Annotated in this window: 3 protein-coding genes; all 3 read right to left on the bottom strand. The window is 70.4% G+C overall.

The genetic code is table 11. From position 1 onward, the window contains the following. Positions 1-17 precede the first annotated feature (17 nt). Complete coding sequence (locus ACFVVI_RS21405; protein ID WP_387446545.1) at positions 18-7409, bottom strand: amino acid adenylation domain-containing protein; 7392 nt, start codon at positions 7407-7409, stop codon at positions 18-20. 273 nt (positions 7410-7682) lie between these two features. Continuing rightward, positions 7683-13586 carry an amino acid adenylation domain-containing protein gene (locus ACFVVI_RS21400; protein ID WP_387446454.1) on the bottom strand — a complete coding sequence of 1968 codons (5904 nt, stop codon included), beginning with the start codon at positions 13584-13586 and terminating at the stop codon, positions 7683-7685. 69 nt (positions 13587-13655) lie between these two features. Next, a complete protein-coding gene (locus tag ACFVVI_RS21395; protein ID WP_387446452.1) occupies positions 13656-20948 on the bottom strand; it encodes an amino acid adenylation domain-containing protein in 7293 nt (2430 codons plus the stop codon). Positions 20949-21280: the final 332 nt, after the last annotated feature.

Raw genomic sequence — 21280 nt, 5'->3', positions numbered from 1 at the left:
GCCAGTGTTCGTTCCACCTATCCATCCATCCCGACCACCGCGCGCCGCTCGTGCGGCTGCCCGGTGTTGCCGATCATCTCACTGAGCGCGACAATCCTCGCACCTGTCCCGTCGCCGGGTTCGGCAACGGCCACCGCGGCCTCGGTGAACACATGGCTCACCTCGTCCGCACCCCCCTGGTCTGCCCCCATCACCAGCGTCGCGCCCGCGATCGCGGCCGCGACGATCTCGAGCACGCCCGCCACCGAATCAGGTCGGCCCGCCGCTCGCGTGCGTGATTCGAAGTTGAGCCCGGCACGCTCGGCCACCTGCTCGGCCGCGGTCGCCAGCTCGTCGTAGCTCAGTGTGCGACCGCCGCCGGCGAAGGCCACGTCGTCGCCGCGCAGGGCGCGGGTGCGGTGCGCGTAGCCGATCGGACGAGGTGATTCCGCGGCCAGTTCGGCGCGCAGCGCGGGGTCGGCCAGGTCGTACCAGTCCAGCCCGTCGGGGGCGTCGAGGATGTCGATGGTCAGGCCGAGTTTCACCTCGAGGTTGCTGCCCGGCGGGCGGGCGTCCATCGTCATCAGCGGCACCACCGCCGCGCCTGCCTTGAGCACCGCCCAGGTCGCGATCGCCGCGTCCACCCCTCGGTCGAGCCGCACCGCGACTCCCGTACCCGGACCGGCGCCGCGGGCGATCAACGAACGCGCCAATTGTGATGAGCGGGCATCGAACTCGGCGTAGGCGATCGCCGTTTCACCCAGCTCGAGCGCAGGTGCGTCCGGGTCTTCCTCCACGGCCGAGGCCAGTTCCTGCGCCAGCGCGGCACCGTTGGCCGACGGCACGGGGGCATAGGCCGCGGCCGTCAGCTCACGTTCGCGCTCGCTGGCGTCACGCAGATCGATATCGCCGACACGCACTGCGGGATCGGCGGCGACCGCGGTGACGATCTCGGTGAGCCCGCGTGCGAAGGCCGCGACGGTGTGTTCGTCGAAAAGGTCGGTGGCGTAGGTGAAGACGATGCCGATCTCATCGGGCTCGCCGGTCGCCGACAGGCGCGGTTCGATGTTGACCTGCAGGTCGAACTTGGCGGGCCGGGCCGCGAGGTCCATCGCCTCGATGGTGAGGCCCGGCAGGCGGAGCACGGGGGTCTCGTTGTTGTGGAAGGAGAGCACCACCTGGAACAGCGGGTTGTGCGACACGGTGCCGGTCGGGGCCACCTCCTCGACCACGCGCTCGAACGGCAGGTCGGCGTTGGCGAAGGCGGCCAGGCCGACTTCGCGTGCGGTGCTGACCAATTCGTCGAAACCGCGGCTGGGATCGACCTCGGTGCGCAGGGTGAGGGTGTTGACGAACATGCCGACCAGGTCGTCGAGCTCGGGTTCACCCCGGCCGGCGATCGGGGTGCCGATCGCGATATCGGTGCTGCCGGAGATCCTGGCGAGCAGCACGGCCAGTGCCGCGTGCACGACCATGAACAGCGACGCGTTGTGCCTGCGGGCGATCTCGGCGAGGCGGACATGAACGTCGGCGGTCAGGGTGGTGCTCACATCGGCGCCGCGCAGCGAGGCGTGCGAGGGGCGCGGATGGTCGTGCGGCAGCTCGACCGTGCCCGCCTGCCCCGACAGCGTGTGCCGCCAGAACTCCAACTGCCTCGCGGCGGTGGAATTCTCGTCGGATTCCGAGCCGAGCACCTCGCGCTGCCACAGCGCGTAGTCGGCGTACTGCACGGGCAGTGGCGACCAGGCGGGTGAGCGTCCTTCGACGCGGGCCCGATAGGCGATCACGAGATCACGGGCCAGCGGCGCGAGCGAAGCACCGTCGGCGATGATGTGCTGCACCACTACGGCGAGCACGTACTCTTCCTCCGCGAGCGGGTCCTCGGCGGGCGAGGTGAACAGCCCGGCGCGCAGGGGAACTCGCTCGGCGACATCGAAACCGCCCGCGAGCAAACGCATCACCCGGTCACGTGGATCGTCGCATTCCTCCAGCGCGAGGCCGGTCGGCAGCACCGCGCTGACGGGCAGGATCTCCTGATACGGAACAGCGTCGGCGTCATCGGCCGGGAAACGGGTGCGCAGCGCCTCGTGCCGTTCGAGCACATCGGCGACGGCATAGCGCAGCGCAGAGGTGTCGAGCGCGCCGCGCAACCGCAGGACCAGCGGGATGTTGTACGCCGGTGAGTCGGGGTCGATGCGGTTGAGCAACCACATCCGCTGTTGCGCGGGCGAGAGCGGAACGACGCCACGGTCCTGCGCCGGAATCAGCGGTGGTCGTGGCGCGGCCACCGAACCTGGGCGCACGCGGGCCGCGAGCGAGCCGACGGTGGGCGCCTCGAACAGGTCACGTACCACCAGGTCGGTACTCAGTGCCTGGTCGATGCGGGCGATGGCCCTGGTGGCCAGCAGCGAGTTGCCACCGCGGTCGAAGAAGTTGTCGTCCAGACCGATCTCGGGCACGCCGAGCAGGGTCGCGAATACCTCGGCGACGCTGAGTTCGATGGGAGTGGTCGGCGCGCGGAAGGTGGTGGCGGCGGTGAACTCCGGCGCGGGCAGTGCCGCCCGGTCGAGTTTGCCGTTGGTGGTCATCGGTAGTTCCGCGACCACCACGACAGCGTCGGGAACCATGTATCCGGTGAGGAATTCGGCTACGGCCGCCCGCACTTCCACCGGGTCCAGACCCGCGACCACGCGAAGATCGGCGGGCGTGGAGTCGTCGTCGGACCCCGCGCCGCTGTCGCCACGTCCGAAGCGCGCGCCTACCGGCGGCTTCGGAAGTACGGTGGTGGGCGCGTCGTTCGGATCGACTACATCTGTCGCCGGGACGACATAGGCGATCAGCCGGTCTCCGGCGTGCTCGTCGGCGCGCACGATGACCGCGGACTGCCCGACGCCGGGCACCCGCAGCAGGGCTGCCTCGATCTCGCCCGGTTCGATCCGGAAACCACGCAGCTGCACCTGCTGGTCGCCGCGGCCGCCGTATTCGAGGGTGGGGGTGCCGCGGAACCCGATCCAGCGACCGAGGTCGCCGGAGCGGTAGCGCCGGGCGCCCGGTTCACCGAACGGGTCGGCGACGAAGCGGGTGGCGGTGAGACCCGGCTTGCCGAGGTAGCCGCGCGAGAGCTGGTTGCCCGCGATGTAGAGCTCACCCGCCACACCGAACGGCACCGGACGCAGACGGTCGTCGAGGACGACCACCGACAGTCCGGGCAGCGCACGGCCGATGAGGCTGCCGGGCAGGTCGACGGCAGATCCGCCGATGTGGTCGGCGTCCACCGGCGCCCGGTCGGCGACGATGTCCGCCGTCCGCGCGGTCAGGACCTGGTGCGAGACATGGACGGTGGTCTCGGTGATGCCGTACATGTTGACGAGTTCCGGTGCGCCCGGCCCGTTTCCGTAGCGGTCGTACCAGCGGCTGAGCTTGCGGGGGTCGAGAGCCTCACCACCGAAGACCACGTACCGCACCGGCAGCGCGATGGCGCCCGCGGCCTGCGCGGCCCGGTCGGCTTCGTCGAGCTGGGCGAAGGCGGTGGGCGTCTGGCTCAGCACCGTCACGTGTTCACGGGCCAGCAGTTCGCGGAATTCGATCGGCGACCGGGAGGTCAGGTGGTCGACGACGACCACCGACGAACCGCCTGCCAGCGCGCACCACAGTTCCCAGACGGAGAAGTCGAAGGCGAAGGAATGGAACACCGTCCACACGTCGTCCTCGTCGAAGGCGAACAGCAGCTGGGTGTTGGCGAACAGCTCGAGCACATTGCGGTGGGTGACACCGACGCCCTTGGGCAGGCCGGTGGAACCCGAGGTGTAGATGACGTACGCGAGATGATCCGGGCGCAGCGGAGCACGGCGTTCATCGGGATGCAGCGGAGCGTCGCTGTAGACGGGCGGCTCGTCGAGCAACACCACGGGCAGATCCGCGAGCGGCGTCAGCAGTCCGTGCTCGGCCGAGGTGGTCAGCACCACAGCGGGTTTCGCGTCGTCGACGATGTAGGCCAGCCGCTGCGCCGGGTATCCGGAGTCGATCGGCAGGTAGCCCGCACCCGACAGCAGCACCGCGAGCAGCGCCACCGGCAGCTCCTCGGTGCGCGCAACGGCTACAGCCACCAGGGTTTCCGGGCCCGCGCCCTGCACGACGAGCGCGCGGGCCAGCGCCGATGCCCGACCGAGGAGGCCGGCGAAGGTGAGGGACCGCTCCCCCGCCCTGATCGCGATCGCCTCGGGACGCTGTTGCGCCTGGGCGGTGATCAGGTCGGTGAGCGTGACCTCGGGAACCGCGATGCCGGGCGAATAGCCCTCGCGCAGGACGAGTTCACGCTCGCCGGGGGCGAGCACGTCGATATCGCCGACCGGCTTGGCCGGGTCGGCCACCACCGCGGCGAGCACCCGCGTCCAGCGGTCGGCGAAGTCGGCGACCGTGGCGCGGTCGAAGAGGTCGGTGGCATAGACGAAGGTGGCCGCCAGGCCCTGCGGCGCGCCGTCGACGCCGATGTGTTCGGCGAGCTCCACCTGCAGATCGAACTTCGCCAGTGGCACCGTGAAGTCGGCGGCGGAGACGGCGAGGCCGGGCAACGCCAGGTCGGTGCGGGCCAGGTTCTGGAAGGTCAGCATCACCTGGAACAGCGGGTGCCGCGCGGTCGAACGCACCGGCTCCAGCAGGTCGACGAGCCGCTCGAACGGCACGTCGGCATGTCCGAAGGCGGCCAGATCGCGTGCTCTGACCTCGGCGAGTAGCCCGCCGAAGTTCGTCGCCGGATTCACCTCGGTGCGCAGGACCAGGGTGTTGACGAACATGCCGATCAGCTCGTCGAGCGCCTGCTCGCCACGGCCGGCCACCGGGGTGCCGATCGCGATGTCGCGGGTGCCGGAGAGCCGGGCCAGCAGCATGGCCAGCGCGGTGTGCACCACCATGAACAGCGTGGCGTTGTGCTCGCGGGCCAGCGCCGACAGACCGGCGTGCACCGAGGCGGGGACCTGGACGCTCAGCGACCCGCCCGCCCGGCTCGACACGGCGGGACGCGGCCGGTCGGTGGGCAGTTCGAGCTGTTCGGGCAAGCCGGACAGCGTCTTTCGCCAGAAGGCCACTTGCGCGGCGAGCAGCGAATCCGGGTCGTGCTCGGCGCCGAGCAGTTCACGCTGCCACAGCGTGTAGTCGACGTACTGCACCGGCAGCGGCGGCCATTGCGGCGCGCCGCCACCGCGCCGTTCGGCGTAGGCGGTGAGCAGATCCCTGGTCAGCGGCGCGAACGAGAAGCCGTCGGCGGCGATGTGGTGCACCACGCAGACGACGACGTGCTCGTTGTCCGAGATCGCGAGCACCCGCACCCGCACCGGCGGCCCGGCGGTGACGTCGAAGCCGGTCAGCGCGGCAGCGCCGATCGCCTCGGTCAGGTCTTCCTCCGCCACCTCGACGATCTCGAACTCGGGCACCGCGGCAGGGTCGCCCGCCGCCAGCACCAGCTGGTGACCTTCGCCGTCGAGGACCGCGCCGTGGCCCTCGGCGCCGATACCGTCGGACACCGGGTAGACCGTGCGCAGAACTTCGTGGCGCGCGATCAGGTCGGCGATCGCGGCGCGCAGGGCGGGCAGGTCGAGGCGGCCGGAAAGGCGGACCGCGACCGGGATGTTGTCCACGGCCGACGTGGGGTCGAAGCGGTTGAGGAACCACATCCGCTGCTGGGCGTAGGACAGCGGGACCAGCTCGGGGCGCGGACGCGGCGTCAGTGGGAGCGCGTGTGCCGAAACACGGTGCTGCTCGGCTCGATTGGCGAGGGCGGCGACGGTCGGCGCCTCGAACACCGCCTGCACCGGCACCCGCACGTCCAGCGCGGCGCCGATGCGGGCCACCGCCTGCGCGGCGAGCAGCGAGTCGCCGCCCAGTTCGAAGAAGTCGTCGTCGGCGCCGACCCGGCCCGCGCCGTCACGCAGCAACAGGGCGGCGAACACGTCGGCCACCACCTGTTCGGCCGGGGTGGCGGGCGCGCGGAAACCGCGGGCGGAGAACACCGGCGTCGGCAGCGCGGCGCGGTCGAGCTTGCCGACCGAGGTCAGCGGCAGCTCGTCGAGGACCATGATGACCGACGGGATCATGTACGCGGGCAACGATTCCGCGAGGAATTCCGCCAGCGCGCCGGTGTCGATCGTGCGGCCGGCGCGCGGCAGCACGTAGGCGACCAGCGCGGTCGCGCCCGAGGGCATCGTCTTACCCAGCGTCACGGCGTAGTCGAGGTCGGGGTGCGCGGTGAGCGCGTTGTCGATCTCGCCGAGCTCGATCCGGAAGCCGCGTACCTTCACCTGGAAGTCGGTGCGGCCCAGGTATTCCAGCGTGCCGTCGTGTTCGAACCGGCGCACCAGATCACCGGTGCGGTACAGCCTGCCCGGCCCGAACGGCGAGGCGACGAAACGTTGCGCGGTGAGCCCCGGCCTGCCCAGATACCCCTGCGCGAGCGCGGGGCCGGAGAGGTACAGCTCGCCGACCACTCCGGCGGGCACCGGCCGCAGGCGCGCGTCGAGCACGTACAAGCCCATGCCGGGCACCGCGTGGCCGATGGTGATCGGCGCGTGGGCCCGCAGCGCCGAGGTGCTGGTGGCGAGGATGGTCGCCTCGGTGGGGCCGTACCCGTTGTAGAACGCGCGCTCACCGGTTGCCCAGCGACCGACCAGTTCCGGGCCGAACCGGTCGCCCGCGACGATCACGGTCGACAGGTCCGGCAGCCCGGCCGGGTCGACGGACTCGAGCGCACCAGGGGTGATCAGCAGGTGGGTGATGCGTTCGCGGCGCAGCAGGTCCGACAGTTCGAAACCGCCGAACACGCGCGGCGGCGAAACCACCAGGGTCGCACCGGTAGCGAAGGCGAGCAGCAACTCGAGCACCGACACGTCGAAGTTCGGCGAGCAAACATGCAGCACCCGCGAATCGGGTTGCACGTCATAGTGTTCGCGCTCGGCGGCGACCAATGTGGCAAGCCCGGTGTGCGTCACCACGACGCCCTTCGGCTTACCGGTGGAGCCGGAGGTGTAGATGACGTAGGCCGGGTGCGCTTCGTCGATCGGGCGGACCCGATCGGCGTAGCTCACCGCGTGCCCCGGCCGCACGGCGATGCGCTCGGCGACCACCGGGTCATCGAGTTCGATCCAGTACGCGGTGGTACCGAGGCAGGCGCGATGGGCCGCGGTGGTCAGGCCGATGGTCGCGCCGGAGTCGGCGACGATATGGGCGATCCGGTCTGCCGGGTAGGCCGGGTCGACCGGCACGTACGCGGCACCGGTCTTGGCGATGGCCCACACCGCGAGCACGGATTCGATCGAGCGGGCGATGGCAATCGCGACGACATCGCCCGCGCCCATCCCCCGGTCGATGAGTTCGCGTGCCAGGCGCGAGGATCGCTCGTCGAGCTCCCGATATGTGAGGTGTTGTTCCGCGCCGGGCATCCCGGTGGGGTTGTAGCGCAGCGCGATCGAATCGGCCGCGGATTCGACGGCGGCCGTGAGCAGCTGACCGAACAACGGTGCGCCGGTAGTACGTCGGCGACCGGCACGGCCCGTGCGGCGGGGGGTTTCCACAGACCTATACACCTCTCGCGTCCGGCGGCCGAGTCGGACACAGCATAGCCACACCTACATAGCCGCTGCCGACCGTCGCCGAGGTGTGCGCCACGACACACCAACTCTATCGCAACAGAATCGTAATGCCCATGTAGTCCGTTACGGACGTGTATCGCCGGATCCGTCCGCACCCGCGACGACCTGCGCAATTGCCGGTCCGGACGTGGCTACCGCCACAGCGGAGAGCATCTCCTGGTGGGTGGCCTCGACCGGGTGGTCAGCAATGATCCCGCTGACGAACGGGCGCCATCGCGAGGCCCCGTCCCCCAGCTTTTGGGGGGTCCGCAGGGCGGTGAAATAGGTCAGATCACCGTCGAATCGTGCGGGTTCGAGCTCGGTGAGAAGCGCCACCGAGCGCAGTGCGCCGCGGTACATGCCCACGAACTGCGCGCGCGAGATCGGCGTGTCCGCAGCGAGTGTTGTGTGCAGTGATTCCAGTGCCTCGTCGCCGAGTTCGGTGAGTTGGCTGGGCAGTTGCCGCTCGGGTATGCCGAGTTCGGTGAGCACGTGCCGCAATTCGGTGGCGAAATCGGCGAGTGCGGCGCCGGGGAGGCTGTCGAGCATCGTCAACGACGCCACCGTCTCGCCCTCGGCTTGCAGGCGGGTCGCCACGGCCTGCGCCAGCACGCCGCCGAGGGACCAGCCGAGCAGCTGATAGGGGCCATGGGGCTGGACGCCGCGGATCTCGGCCAGGTAGCGGTCGACCAGCTCCTCGGCCGAGGCGGGCCGGAATTCCGGATCGCTCAGCGCCGGCGACTGGATGCCGACCACGGGCTGATCCTCGGGCAGGTGCGGCACCAGGCTCGCGTAGGCCCACGCCAGACCCGAGACCGGGTGCACACAGATCAGCGGCGGGCGGGTGCCGCGGCGGGCGATCGGCAGCACGACCGCGAGTGCGGCTTCGAGGTCGGCCGCGCCTGCGGGGCCGTCGCTGATTCTGGTAGCGAGACCGGCGACGGTCGGGTCGGCGAAGAACGCGGCGACGGTGAGCTCCACGCCGGTGTGTTCGCGCAGGTGGTGCACGACACGGGTGGCCAGCAGCGAGTTGCCGCCGAGCGCGAAGAAATCGTCGTCGAGGCCGGGGTTGCGCGCGCCGAGGACCTCGGTGAAGACGGCGGCTACGGCGATCTCGTGCTCGGTCCCGGGCGTGCGGTAGCGGCGGGGTTCGAGCACCGGCGCCGGAAGGGCGGCCCGGTCGAGCTTGCCGTTCGCGTTCAGCGGGAGGCGGTCGAGCACGACGAAGGCCGAGGGGACCATGTAGGACGGGAGCACCTGCGCCACCGCGGCTTTGGCCTGCGCGGTGGTGAGCGCCCCGCCGGGCGCGGGGACGACATAGGCAACCAGCCGGTCACCGAGTTGCGGGTCGGTCGTGGCGACGACCGCCGCCTGGGCGATCTGCGGTGCGGCGAGCAGGGCCGCTTCGATCTCGCCGAGTTCGATGCGGAATCCGCGGATCTTGACCTGGAAGTCGGTGCGACCGCGATAGTCGAGTTCGCCGTCAGCGGTCCAGGCGACGAGATCACCGGTGCGGTACATGCGGGCGCCGAGCGCGGAGAACGGGTCGGCGACGAAGCGGTCCGCGGTGAGGTCGGGTCGGCCGAAATACCCGCGGGCGAGCTGCGCGCCCGCCAGATACAACTCTCCCGCGACACCTACCGGGACCGGACGCAGACGGGCGTCGAGGACGTAGACCCGGCTGTTCCATTCGGGCCGGCCGATCGGGACCGTGGTGCGATCGGCAGTGGTGACGCGGTGGTCGGTGATGGAGACCGCGGCCTCGGTCGGGCCGTACAGGTTGTGTAGCGCCGCCGGGTTCGTCGCCAGGAACCGCTGGGCGGTGGCGGCGGGGAGCGCCTCGCCGATGGCGAGGACGCGCCGCAGCGAATTCGGCAGGACACCGGCGGATTCGGTGAGCAGCGCATCGAGCATCGACGGCACCGCGTGCAGGGTGGTCACCGAGTGCGCGGCGAGCACGCGGAGCAGGTAGGCAGGGTCGCGATGGCCTTCTGGAGCGGTGATCACCAGGCGGCCACCGCAGATCGCGGCCGACCAGAATTCCCAGACCGACAGGTCGAAGGTGGCGGCGGTCTTCAACAGGACCGAGTCATCGGGGCCCAGGCCGAATGCTGCTGTCTTCCACCGCAACTGGTTGACGATGGCGGCGTGCGAGACGGCGACGCCCTTCGGCTTGCCGGTCGAGCCGGAGGTGAAGATGACGTAGGCGGTGTTCCCTGAGCGCAACACACCGATGCGCTCGCTCGCCGCGATCGGGGCGGCTGACACCGCCGACAGCTCCAGGGTGTCGACGGCGATCACCGGTGCGCTCCGTGTCGCGTCGACGCCGGCGGTGAAACCGTCACGCGTGGTGGTCAATACGCAGGTCGGGGCAGCGGTCGCGAGCACATGCGATACCCGATCGGCGGGCTGGCCGGGATCGACGGGAACGTAGGCGGCGCCCGCCTGCGTCACCGCGTACATGGCGACGACCAGCTCGGTCGAGCGTCGCATCGCCAAGGCGACCCGGTCCTCGACACCGACGCCCTGCGCGATGAGGTGTCGCGCCAGCTGATTCACGCGGGCCGCGAAGTCACGATAGGTGAGCGCGGCGCCCTCGACGTCGACGAGCGCCACACCGTCCGGGTTCGCGGCGGCGGTGTCGGCGAACAGGGCAGGCAGCGTCGTGGCCGAGGTGGCATGGCCGGTCGCGTTCCAGTCGTGCAGGATTCGCGCACGCTCGGCATCGGAGAGCAGGTCGATCTCGTCGACGGGACGGCCCGGCGATGCGGCGATCGCGGTGAGTACTCGCGCGAAGCGCTCCGCGTAGGACTGTGCGGTCGACTCGTCGAAAAGGTCCGTGGCATAGGTGAACACGCCGCTGATCCCCTGCGCCACGCCGTCACTGTCGTAGCCGTCGGCGACGATGGCGTGCAGATCGAACTGGGACACCGCGAGATCCACGTCGACGCCCTCGACCGCGGTCTCGCCGAGTTCGAGGCCGGAGCGGCTGAGGTTCTGGAAGGACAGGCCGACCTGGAACAGCGGGTGGCGGGCAGTGGAGCGGGCGGGGTTGATCGCCTCGACCAGTCGCTCGAACGGCAGGTCCGCGTTCGCGAAGACCTGGAGGTCGGTATCGCGCTGGCGGGCGAGCAGTTCGGTGAACGACTCACCGGTTCGCAGCGTGGTGCGAAAGACCAAGGTGTTGACGAACATGCCGATCAGGTCGTCGAGCGCGGCCTCGCCACGACCCGCGACGGGCGTACCGACCGCCAGATCGTCGGTGCCCGCGAGCCTGGCCAGCGTCACCGCGAGGGCAGTGTGCACAACCATGAACAGCGTCGCGCCCTGATTGCGCGCCACCGCCAGGAGGGCGCGGTGGGTGTCGGCGTCGACCTCGATCGGGACGCGACCGCCGGCGAAGGACTGCACGGCAGGACGCGGCCGGTCGGCGGGCAGGTCGAGCTGGTCGGGCAGCCCGGCCAGCGCGCCACGCCAGTAGGCGAGCTGGGCCGAGGCCAGCGACCGCGGGTCGTCCTCGCTGCCGAGCAAGGCCCGCTGCCACAGCGCGTAGTCGGCGTACTGCACGGCCAACGGCGCCCACTCCGGCGCGTCACCCGCCGAGCGGGCCGCGTAGGCGAGCATGAGATCCCTGGTGAGCGGGGCGAGTGAGGACCCGTCACCGGCGATGTGGTGCACGACCACCGCGAGCACCGCTTCGTCGCCACCGAGCTCGAACAACGCGACCCGCAACGGCACCTGGCCGCGCACGTCGAACCCCGACGAACCGAACTCGCGCATGGCGGCGGCGAGCTGTTCGGGCGCGATCGAGCACACCTCGAGCCGCGGCGTCGCCTCGGTGCCGGCCAGGATCTGCTGGATCGGCCCGTCGTCGGTCTCGGGGTAGATCGTGCGCAAGGTTTCGTGCCGGGCGACGAGGTCGGCCACGGCGGCGCGCAGAGCTTCGACATCGATGGCACCGTGCAGCCGCACCGCCATCGGGATGTTGTAGGCGACCGATCCCGGGTCGAACTGATTGAGGAACCACATCCGCTGCTGGGCCAGCGACAGCGGAATCCGTGCGGGCCGCTCCCGGGCGGTCAGCGCGGGACGCGCACCCGCACCGGCGGATTCGGCGAGTCGCCGGGCCAGCGTTTCCACCGTCGACGCCTCGAACAGCAGCCGGACCGGAAACTCGGTGTCCAGCGCGGCGCCGAGGCGGGCGGCGACCTGGGTGGCCATCAGCGAGTTGCCGCCGAGGGCGAAGAAGTCGTCGTCGAGGCCGAGCTGCGTGTCGCCGAGGTCGAGCACCTGAACGAAGGTGCCTGCCACGATCTCCTCGACCGCCGTTGTGGGGGACCGGAATTCGGCGTGTTCGAGGATCGGTGCGGGCAGCGCCCTTCGGTCGAGCTTGCCGACCGGGGTGAGCGGAATGATGTCGAGTGCCATCAGCACGGTCGGCACCATGTGCGCGGGCAGGCTGCGCTCGGCGAAGGCGGTGAGCGCGGCGTGGTCGACGGTCGCGCCCGGGGCCGCGTGCACGTAGGACACCAGAATGGTGGCGCCGCTGTCGAGTTCGTGGCCGATAGTGGCGGCGAAGTCGAGGCTCTCGTGGGCCGAGAGCACCGCGTCTATCTCGCCGAGTTCGATGCGGAAACCACGGATCTTGACCTGGAAGTCGTTGCGGCCCACATAATCCAACGCGCCATCGGCGGTCCAGCGGACCAGATCACCGGTGCGGTAGAGGCGAGAACCGGACGGGTCGAACGGATTCGCGACATAGCGAGAGGCGGTGAGGACGGGGCGGGCGTGGTAGCCGCGGGTCAGCTGGGCGCCGGTGATGTAGAGCTCGCCGGTGACGCCGGGCGGGACGGGGCCGAGCCGGTCGTCGAGGACGTATTCGGCGACCCCGTTGATCGGGCCGCCGATGGTCATCGGGTCGCCCGGTTTCAGCGGCACACTGATGTTGGTGACAATGGTCGTCTCGGTGGGCCCGTACACGTTGTGGAATTCGCGCAGGGTGCCATCGGCGAGGGGAATCGCCCAGCGCCGCGGCAGATCCGGCGCAACCGCCTCGCCGCCGACCGCCACCACCCGGAAGTCGTCGAGCCCGTCCGGGTCGATCGAGGCCAGCGCGGCCGGCGTGATGAACGCGTGGCTCACCCGTTCCCGCCGCAGCAGCGCGGCCAGATCGTCGCCGCCGTACACACTCGGGTCCACGATCACCATCGTGGCGCCCGCGCCGATCGCCAGCAGCAGCTCCAGCAGCGACGCGTCGAAGGACGGCGACGCGAAATGTAGCGTGCGCGAGGTGGGTTCGACACCGTAGTGCCGACGCTGCTCCTCGCTGAACCCCGCGAGCCCGGCCTGCGTCACCGCGACGCCCTTGGGCAGGCCGGTGGAGCCGGAGGTGTAGATGAGGTAGGCGAGATCCTCGGCCCGCACCGGACGAAGCCGGTCGGCGGAGGTGATCGCCGCGCCGGAGAGGCTGTCGAAAGGGTCCGCCTGGTCAGTGCCGTAGAGCCCGCCACCCGCAGGCCGAGCGCCGTTGTCGTGCGTGTCGCCGGTCGGCTCGGCGTCGAGTCGGAGCCATTGCACCTGGGCCGGAAGTCCGTCGGCGACGGCCGCGACGGTCAGTCCGAAGACCGCGCCGGAGTCGGTGACCATGTGCGCCACCCGATCCGGGGGGTAGTTCGGGTCGACGGGGACGAAGCCCGCACCGGTCTTGGTGACGGCCCAGACGGCGAGGACCGATTCGATGGAGCGCGGGATTCCGATGGCTACCAGGTCGCCCGCGCCGATGCCACGACCGATCAGGAAGCGGGCGATGCGGTTCGACCGCTCGTCGAGTTCGGCGTAGGTGAGGCTGCCAAGGGTGCGGGCGGCGTCGGCGAGGACGACCGCGAGACCGTCGGGGTTGGTCTCGACCGCGGTGGCCAGCAGCTGTGCCAACGCGGTGACGCGCGGGCGACGCGTACGAACCGGTCGGGTTCTTGCCGGTCGTGTCATAGCTGTTCCACCTCACCCATCACCGAAACTTGTTGTCCCGCAGCGGGGCCCCCGCACTGCGGGCGCCGCTCACGCCACCGGGGCGCGCAGATCTCCGAGTACCAGCACTGCCTCGGCCGCTCCCGGATTGCCCGGTGCGGCATCATCGGCGATCAGCGCCTGCAGATCACCGAGCTCGGCGGTATCGAGCGCCTCGATCCCCACCCGGTCACCGAACAAATGGGTTACCCACTCCTCGGCCAGTGACGCCGACAAACCGTTGGCTACCCCGATGTCCGCGACACCGGGCACCAGCACCATCGACGCGCCCGCGACGCCCGCGGCCACCGGCTCGACCAGCGCCGTGAAGCTGTCGACGGAGCCGTGGCCGAAGGTGCGGGCTTCGAAGGTCAGGTCGGTGTCGGCGCGCACCTGCGCACCCGCCGTGGCGAGTTCGTCGTAACTGCGGGTGCCGTCGGCGCCGACGAAGGCCGGGTCACCGCCGCGCAGAGCTCGGGTGCGGTCGGCGTAGGTGACCGGGCGAGCGGACTGTGTGGACAGTTCGGTCTTGATCGCCGGGTCGTCGAGCGAGATCCAGTCGACGCCGCGAGGTTCGCCGACGGTGATACTCAGTTTCGCGGCGGGTTCGGCGGGCGACTCGGTGCCGGTCACCGGGACCACGGCCGCGCCTGCCTTGAGGATCGCCCAGACCGCGACGGCCCAGTCGACCCCACGCGGAAGATCGACGGCCACACCGTCTCCCGGCCCGAAGCCGCGCCCGATCAGCAGCCGGGCCAGGCGGGCGGAGCGGGCGTCGAGCTGCTCGTAGGTCAGCGCGTCGTCGCCCCAGACGAGCGCGGGGCCCTCGGGGTCGTCCTCGGCGGCAGCGGTGAAAGCCTGCGCCAGAGTGGTGCCGCCCGACGGAGTGCTCGGCGCGGGCGCCTTGGCCGCGCCGGCGAGCAGCCGGGTGCGTTCGGACTCGTCGAGGATGTCGATGTCGCCGATCCGGATCTGCGGGTCGGCGGCGACGGCGGTCAGGATGCGGGCGAAGCGGGCGCCGATGCTGCGCACGGTGGCCTCGTCGAACAGATCGGTGGCGTAGTTGAACAGCGTCACCAGCTCGTCGGGATCACCGGCGGCGGTGAAGCGCGGTTCGACGTCCACCTGCAGGTCGAACTTGGCGGCGATCGCGGTGTCCAGCGCGTTCACGGTGAGGCCGGGCAGTTCGAGCGCGGCCGCCTCGTTGTTGCTGAAGGTGAGCGCCACCTGGAACAGCGGGCTCTGCGCACTGCCCCGTCCCGGCGCGACGACCTCGGCGACCCGCTCGAACGGCAGGTCGGCATTGGCGAACGCGCCGAGGTCGGTCTCCCGCGCCACGTCCACGGCCTCGTCGAAGGAACCGGCCGGATCGAGGGTGGTGCGCAGGGTCAGGGTGTTGACGAACATGCCGACCAGCTCGTCGAGCGCCCGCTCACCGCGCCCGGCGACAGCGGTGCCGATGGCGATGTCGGATGTGCCCGACAAGCGGCCGAGCAGCACGGCCAGCGCCGCGTGCACGACCATGAACAGCGACGACTTGTGCTCGCGTGCCAAGTGATTGAGGGCGGCGTGCACCTCGGCAGGCAACCGCAGCTCGGACGTGGCGCCGCGCAGGGTCGGTACCGAGGGCCGCGGGCGGTCCTGCGGCAGTTCCAGCAGCGGTGGCACGTCGGCCAGCTGGTTGCGCCAGTAGTCGAGCTGGGCGGCGGCCAGGGATTCGGGCTGCTCGTCGTCGCCGACGACCGCCCGCTGCCACAGCGCGAAGTCCGCGTACTGCACTTCCAGCGGCGTCCACGCCGGGCTCTGGTGCGCGGCACGAGCCACGTAAGCGGTCATCAGATCGCGGGCGAGCGGGGCCAAGGACGCGCCGTCGGCCGAAATATGGTGCACCACGACAACAAGCAGCCACTCGGCCGAAGTCCCGTCGGTGAGCAATCGCGCACGCAGCGCAACCTCACGCGTCACATCGAAACCGGCACCGGCCAATTCGCCCGCACGAGTGAGGACATCGGTGGTCGTCTCGACCTGGAGCCCCTCGGGCAGCACATCGGCCACGGAGAGAATCTCCTGGAAAGCCCTGCCGTCGGACACCGGGAAGTAGGTGCGCAGCGACTCGTGTCTGCCGAGCACGTCGGTGACCGCGGCGCCGAGGGCGGCGATGTCGAGCTCACCGGTGAGGCGGATCGCGAAGGGGATGTTGTAGGAGCCCGAGGTGGGGTCGACCTGGTTGACCACCCACATACGCTGCTGAGCCAGCGACAGCGGAATGCGCTGTGGCCGTTCGGCGGCGACCAGCGGCGGTCGGGCAGCGGCACCGCTCGCCGCACCGACGCGCGCGGCCAGGGCCGACACGGTGGGCGTCTCGAACAGGTCGCGGATGGCGAGGTGGGCGTCGAGCGCCTCGTTGATGCGGGCGATCGCCCGGGTGGCGAGCAGCGAGTTGCCGCCGAGCGCGAAGTAGTCGTCGTCGGCGCCGACGCGGGCCATGCCGAGCAGTTCCGCGAAGACCCCGGCGACGATCTCCTCGGCGGGGCTGACAGGAGCGCGGAATTCGCCCGCGGTGAACGCGGGGGCGGGCAGCGCCTTGCGGTCGAGCTTGCCGCTCGGATTCAGCGGGAAGCCGTCCAGCACCGTGACGACGGTCGGAACCATGTAGGTGGGCAGCGAGTCCGCCACGGCCGTACGCAGCGCCGCGGGGTCGGGCTCCTCGCCGGGCCGCGCCACCACATACGCCACCAGGTGCTGGCCGGACGCGGTGTCGAGTACCAGGGCCACGGCCTGGCTGATCGCCTCCTGGGCGAGCAGGGCGGTCTCGATCTCACCGAGCTCGATGCGCTGACCGCGGAACTTCACCTGGAAGTCGGTGCGGCCCAGGTATTCCAGCGCGGGCTCGGCCGAGGATCCACCCCAGCGGACGAGGTCGCCGGAGCGGTACATCCGCGCGCCGGGCTCGAAGGGGTTGGCCACGAACCGATCCGCGGTCAGACCGGGACGGGCGACATAACCGCGCGCGAGCTGGTCACCGGCGAGGTACAGCTCGCCGACCACTCCGGCAGGCACCGCGCGCAGGCGTGAATCCAGCACGTAGACACGGGTATTCCACTCCGGCACGCCCATCGGCACCGATCCGCGATCGGAATCGCTTGCGGGCCATCGCGTCACGGTGACAGCAGCCTCGGTGGGCCCGTACAGGTTGTGCACCCCGGCCGTGGACACGCGGGCCACGTCGGCCACGGTCTCGGTGGGCAGCGCCTCACCGGCGGCGAACACCGCCCGCAGGCTCGGAATCGAACCGGCGGTGGTGTGCGCGGCGAAGACCGACAGCATCGACGGCACGAAGTCGGTGAGCGTCACGCCCTGTGCCGCGATCGTTTCGGCGAGGTACAGCGGGTCGCGATGTCCGTCGTGGGTCGACACGACCAGCTTCGCGCCGGTCCGCAGCGGCAGGAAGTAACCCCACAGCGACACGTCGAACGTGGCGGGCGTCTTCTGCAGATACACATCCGACGGGCCGATCCCGTACTCGGCGCCCATGTAGACCATCTGGTTGACGATCGCCGCGTGCGACACCGCCACACCCTTGGGACGCCCGGTGGAACCGGAGGTGAAGATGACATAGGCCGGGTTCTCGGGCCGGACCGGCCGAGCCGGCTCGACAGGCGCGGCCGAGAACTCTTCGAGCGCAACGGAATCCACCAGGATCACCGGCACACCCGCGGGTACCTCGATCGCGTCCGCGGTGGTGCTCAGCACAGCGGCGGGCGCGGCGGTATCGAGAATGTGGGCGATGCGATCGGCCGGATGGTCCGGGTCGATCGGCACATACGCACCACCTGCGGTCACGATCGCGTACATCCCGACCACCAGATCGAGCGAACGCCGAACCGCGAGGCCGACCAGGGATTCGGGACCGACGCCGTGGGTCACCAGCAGCCGGGCGAGCCGGTTGACCCGCTCGTCGAACTCCCGATAGGTCAGCTCGGCGCCCTCGTACGCGACAGCGACAGCATCGGGGTGCTCGGCCACCGCACGTCGATAGCCGTCGAGCAACAGTTCCGGCGCGAGGTCGCGGCGAGTGTCGTTCCACTGCACCAGGATCCGGTCCAGCTCGGCGGGCTCCAGAAGCTCGATCGCACCGAGCGGCGCGGCGGGCGCGGCGACGATCGCGGCCAGCAACCGCTGGAATCGATCGGCGAACCCGGCGACGGTCTCGGCGTCGAACAGATCGGTGGCGTAGGTGAGCCCGACCGCGATGCCGTGCGGCGCACCGTGGCGATCGGTGTCCTCCACCATCTCGAACTGCAGGTCGAACTTGGCGAACGGAATGGTCATCTCGACGCCCGCGACGGTCAGACCGGGCAGTTCCAGTGCCGTGCGCGCCATGTTCTGGAAGGCGAGCATCACCTGGAACAGCGGGTGCCGCGCGGTCGAACGGGCCGGGTCGAGCAGCTCGACCAATCGCTCGAACGGCACATCGGCGTGACCGAAGGCCGCGACGTCGACCGCGCGGGTCGAGGCGAGCAGCTCTTCGAAGCTGCCCGCCGGGTCGACCTCGGTGCGCAGCACCAGGGTGTTGACGAACATGCCGATCAGGTCGTCGAGGGCGGCGTCACCACGACCCGCGACGGGGGTGCCGATGGCGATGTCGGTGCTGCCCGACAGCCGGGCCAGCAGCGCCGACAGCGCGGCGTGCACCACCATGAACAACGTCGAATTATGGGCGCGCGCGATCTGATCCAACCCGGCGTGCACCTCGGCCGGGATGCGGAAGTCCAGGCTCGCACCACGGTAGGAGGCGGTGGCGGGCCGCGGCCGGTCGGTGGGCAGCTCGAGCTGGTCGGGCACACCGGCGAGCTGGGTGCGCCAGAAGTCGATCTGCTGGGTCAGGATCGACTCCGGGTCGTCCTCGGTCCCGAGCACGGCCCGCTGCCAGAGCGTGAAATCGGCGTACTGGACAGCCAATTCGGGCCAGCCCGGCGCGTTACCCGCGCTGCGCTGGACGTAGGCGGTCATCAGGTCGCGGGTGAGCGGGCCCATCGACACACCGTCACCGGCGATGTGGTGCATCACGCAGACCAGCACGTGCTCGGTCGCGCTCAGTCGCAGCAGCCGCAGGCGCAGCGGCGGAGCGACGGTGACATCGAAGCCCGCGCTGACGGTCTCGGTGACCAGGGCGGCGATCGCGTCCTCGCCTGCCTCGTCGGCCGCCAGAGCGGGCACGGCGCGCGGGTCCGACAGCGGCAGCACCAGCTGCGTGCCGACCCCGTCGACCGGCGGATACATCGTGCGCAGCACCTCGTGGCGGGCCACCAGGTCGGTAACCGCGACACGCAATGCGTCGACATCGAGCGCGCCCGACAGGCGCACCGCGATCGGCATGTTGTTCACCGCGCTGGCCGGATCGAACTGGTTGAGGAACCACATCCGCTGCTGGGCGAACGACAGCGGAATCGAGTCGGGGCGCTGCTGCGCGACCAGCTCGTGGCCGGAACCGGTGCCGATATGACGTTCGACGCGTTCGGCCAGCCCCGAGACCGTGCTGACCTCGAACAGCACCTGCACCGGAATCCGGGTGTCGAGCGCGGCGCCGAGGCGCGTGGCGGCCTGCGCGGCCAGCAGCGAGTTGCCGCCGAGCTCGAAGAAGTCGTCGTCGGCACCGACCCGGATCTCGTCCGGCGCACCGGCGGTCAGCAGATCGGCGAAGATGTCGGCCACCACCTGCTGCACCGGAGTCACCGGCGCGCGGAACTCGCGCACCGCGAAAACAGGCTCGGGCAACGCTTTTCGGTCCAGCTTGCCCACCGGCGTCAGCGGGATCCGGTCCAGCACCATGATCGCGGCCGGAATCATGTAGCCGGGCAACGATTCCGCGAGGAACGCGTCGAGCGTGGTCACCTCGAGCGTCGCGCCGGAGCGGGGCATCACATACGACACCAGCGCTGTCACACCGGAAGGCAGAGTCTTGCCGAGAGTCGCCGCGAAGTCGATGTCGGGGTGCGCGGTGAGCGCGTTGTCGATCTCACCGAGCTCGATCCGGAAGCCGCGGATCTTCACCTGGAAGTCCGAGCGCCCCATGTACTCGATGACGCCGTCACCGGATTCGCTGCGCCGCACCAGGTCTCCGGTGCGGTACAGGCGCGCGTTCGCGTCACCGGACTCGGCGCCGAACGGGCTGGCGACGAAACGTTCCGCGGTCAGCGCGGGGCGGTTCAGGTAACCCTGTGCCAGCGCGGGACCCGACAGATACAGCTCGCCGATCACGCCCGCGGGCACCGGCCGCAGCCTCGAATCCAGCACGAACGCACCGACACCGGCGATCGCGGCACCGATCGTCACCGGCGCGGCCGGATCCATCGGCGCGGTGCTGGTGGCCAGGATGGTGGCCTCGGTGGGGCCGTAGCCGTTGTAGAACTCACGCTCGCCCACGGCCCAGCGACCGACCAGTTCCGGACCGAACTTGTCACCGGCGACGACCACCACGCGCAGGTCGTCCAGGTCCGCCGGATCCACCGATTCCAGCGCGCCCGGGGTGATGAGCATGTGCGAAACCTGTTCGCGGCGCAGCAGATCCGCGAGCTCGAAACCACCGAACACACCGGGCGGCGCGATCACCAGGGTGGCGCCCGCGGAGAAGGTGAGCAGCAGTTCGAGCACCGACACGTCGAAGTTCGGCGAACACACGTGCAGCACGCGCGAGTCGGCGGCGACGCGGTAGTGCGCGCGCTCGGCGGCGACCAGACCGGCCAGACCGGTGTGGGTCACCACGACGCCCTTGGGCTTGCCGGTGGAACCCGAGGTGTAGATCACGTAGGCCGGGTGCCGCTCGTCGAGGGTGCGGATCCGGTCGGTGTAGGAGATCGGGTGCGCGGGCTGGGCCGCGATCGTAGTGGCCGTCTCGGCGTCGTCGAGCTCGAGCCAGGTCAGCGCCGTACCGAGCACGTCGCGATGCGCGGCGGTGGTGAGCCCGAGCACCGCGCCGGAGTCGGACACGATGTGCGCGATGCGGTCGGCCGGGTAGTTCGGGTCGACCGGAACGTAGGCGGCGCCGGTCTTGGCGATCGCCCACACCGCGAGCACGGAGTCGATCGACCGGGCGATGCCGATGGCGACGACGTCGCCGGGGCCGATCCCGCGAGCGATGAGCGCGCGGGCCAGCTGCGAGGACTGCTGATCGAACTCGGAATAGCTGAGCTGACGCTGGTCGGCCGGGTCACCGGACGGGTTGAACCGGACCGCGACCCGATCGGCGGCCGATTCGACCGCTCCCGTCAGCAACTGCCCGAATGTCGGACTGCTCGACCGGCGACGGCGATTACCGCGGGCAGAACGACGGGCAGTTTCCATTCGAGTTCATTCACCTCTCATCGCGTCTGCACGTGCGGCTGCCCCGCATCGCGCAGATCGAGTCATCATATAGACCGGTCGCATAATGTCCGAGTCAGCGTGCCCCCGGTGCTCGGGGCCCAGAGGACTATCGGCACGGCCCCGGAACGTGTTGCCCCCACCAACGGCAAAGTGACGGGGTTCATAAGAACCACCGTCACTCGCTAACGCTGTCAGAGCACACCGCGTACCCGGACCCTTAGGGAGGGCGCCGCGTAGCGGCGGTTCGCGGCCGTCCCCCCCCAGCGCTGAGCGTGGGGGTGGGCCCGAGGCGGCACCCACCGGGCCCGAGA

This window comes from Nocardia sp. NPDC058114, assembly GCF_042884695.1.
Lineage (GTDB): Bacteria > Actinomycetota > Actinomycetes > Mycobacteriales > Mycobacteriaceae > Nocardia.
The sequence above is the reverse complement of the archived record's forward strand: the minus strand, read 5'-3'. Positions and strand labels throughout refer to the sequence as shown.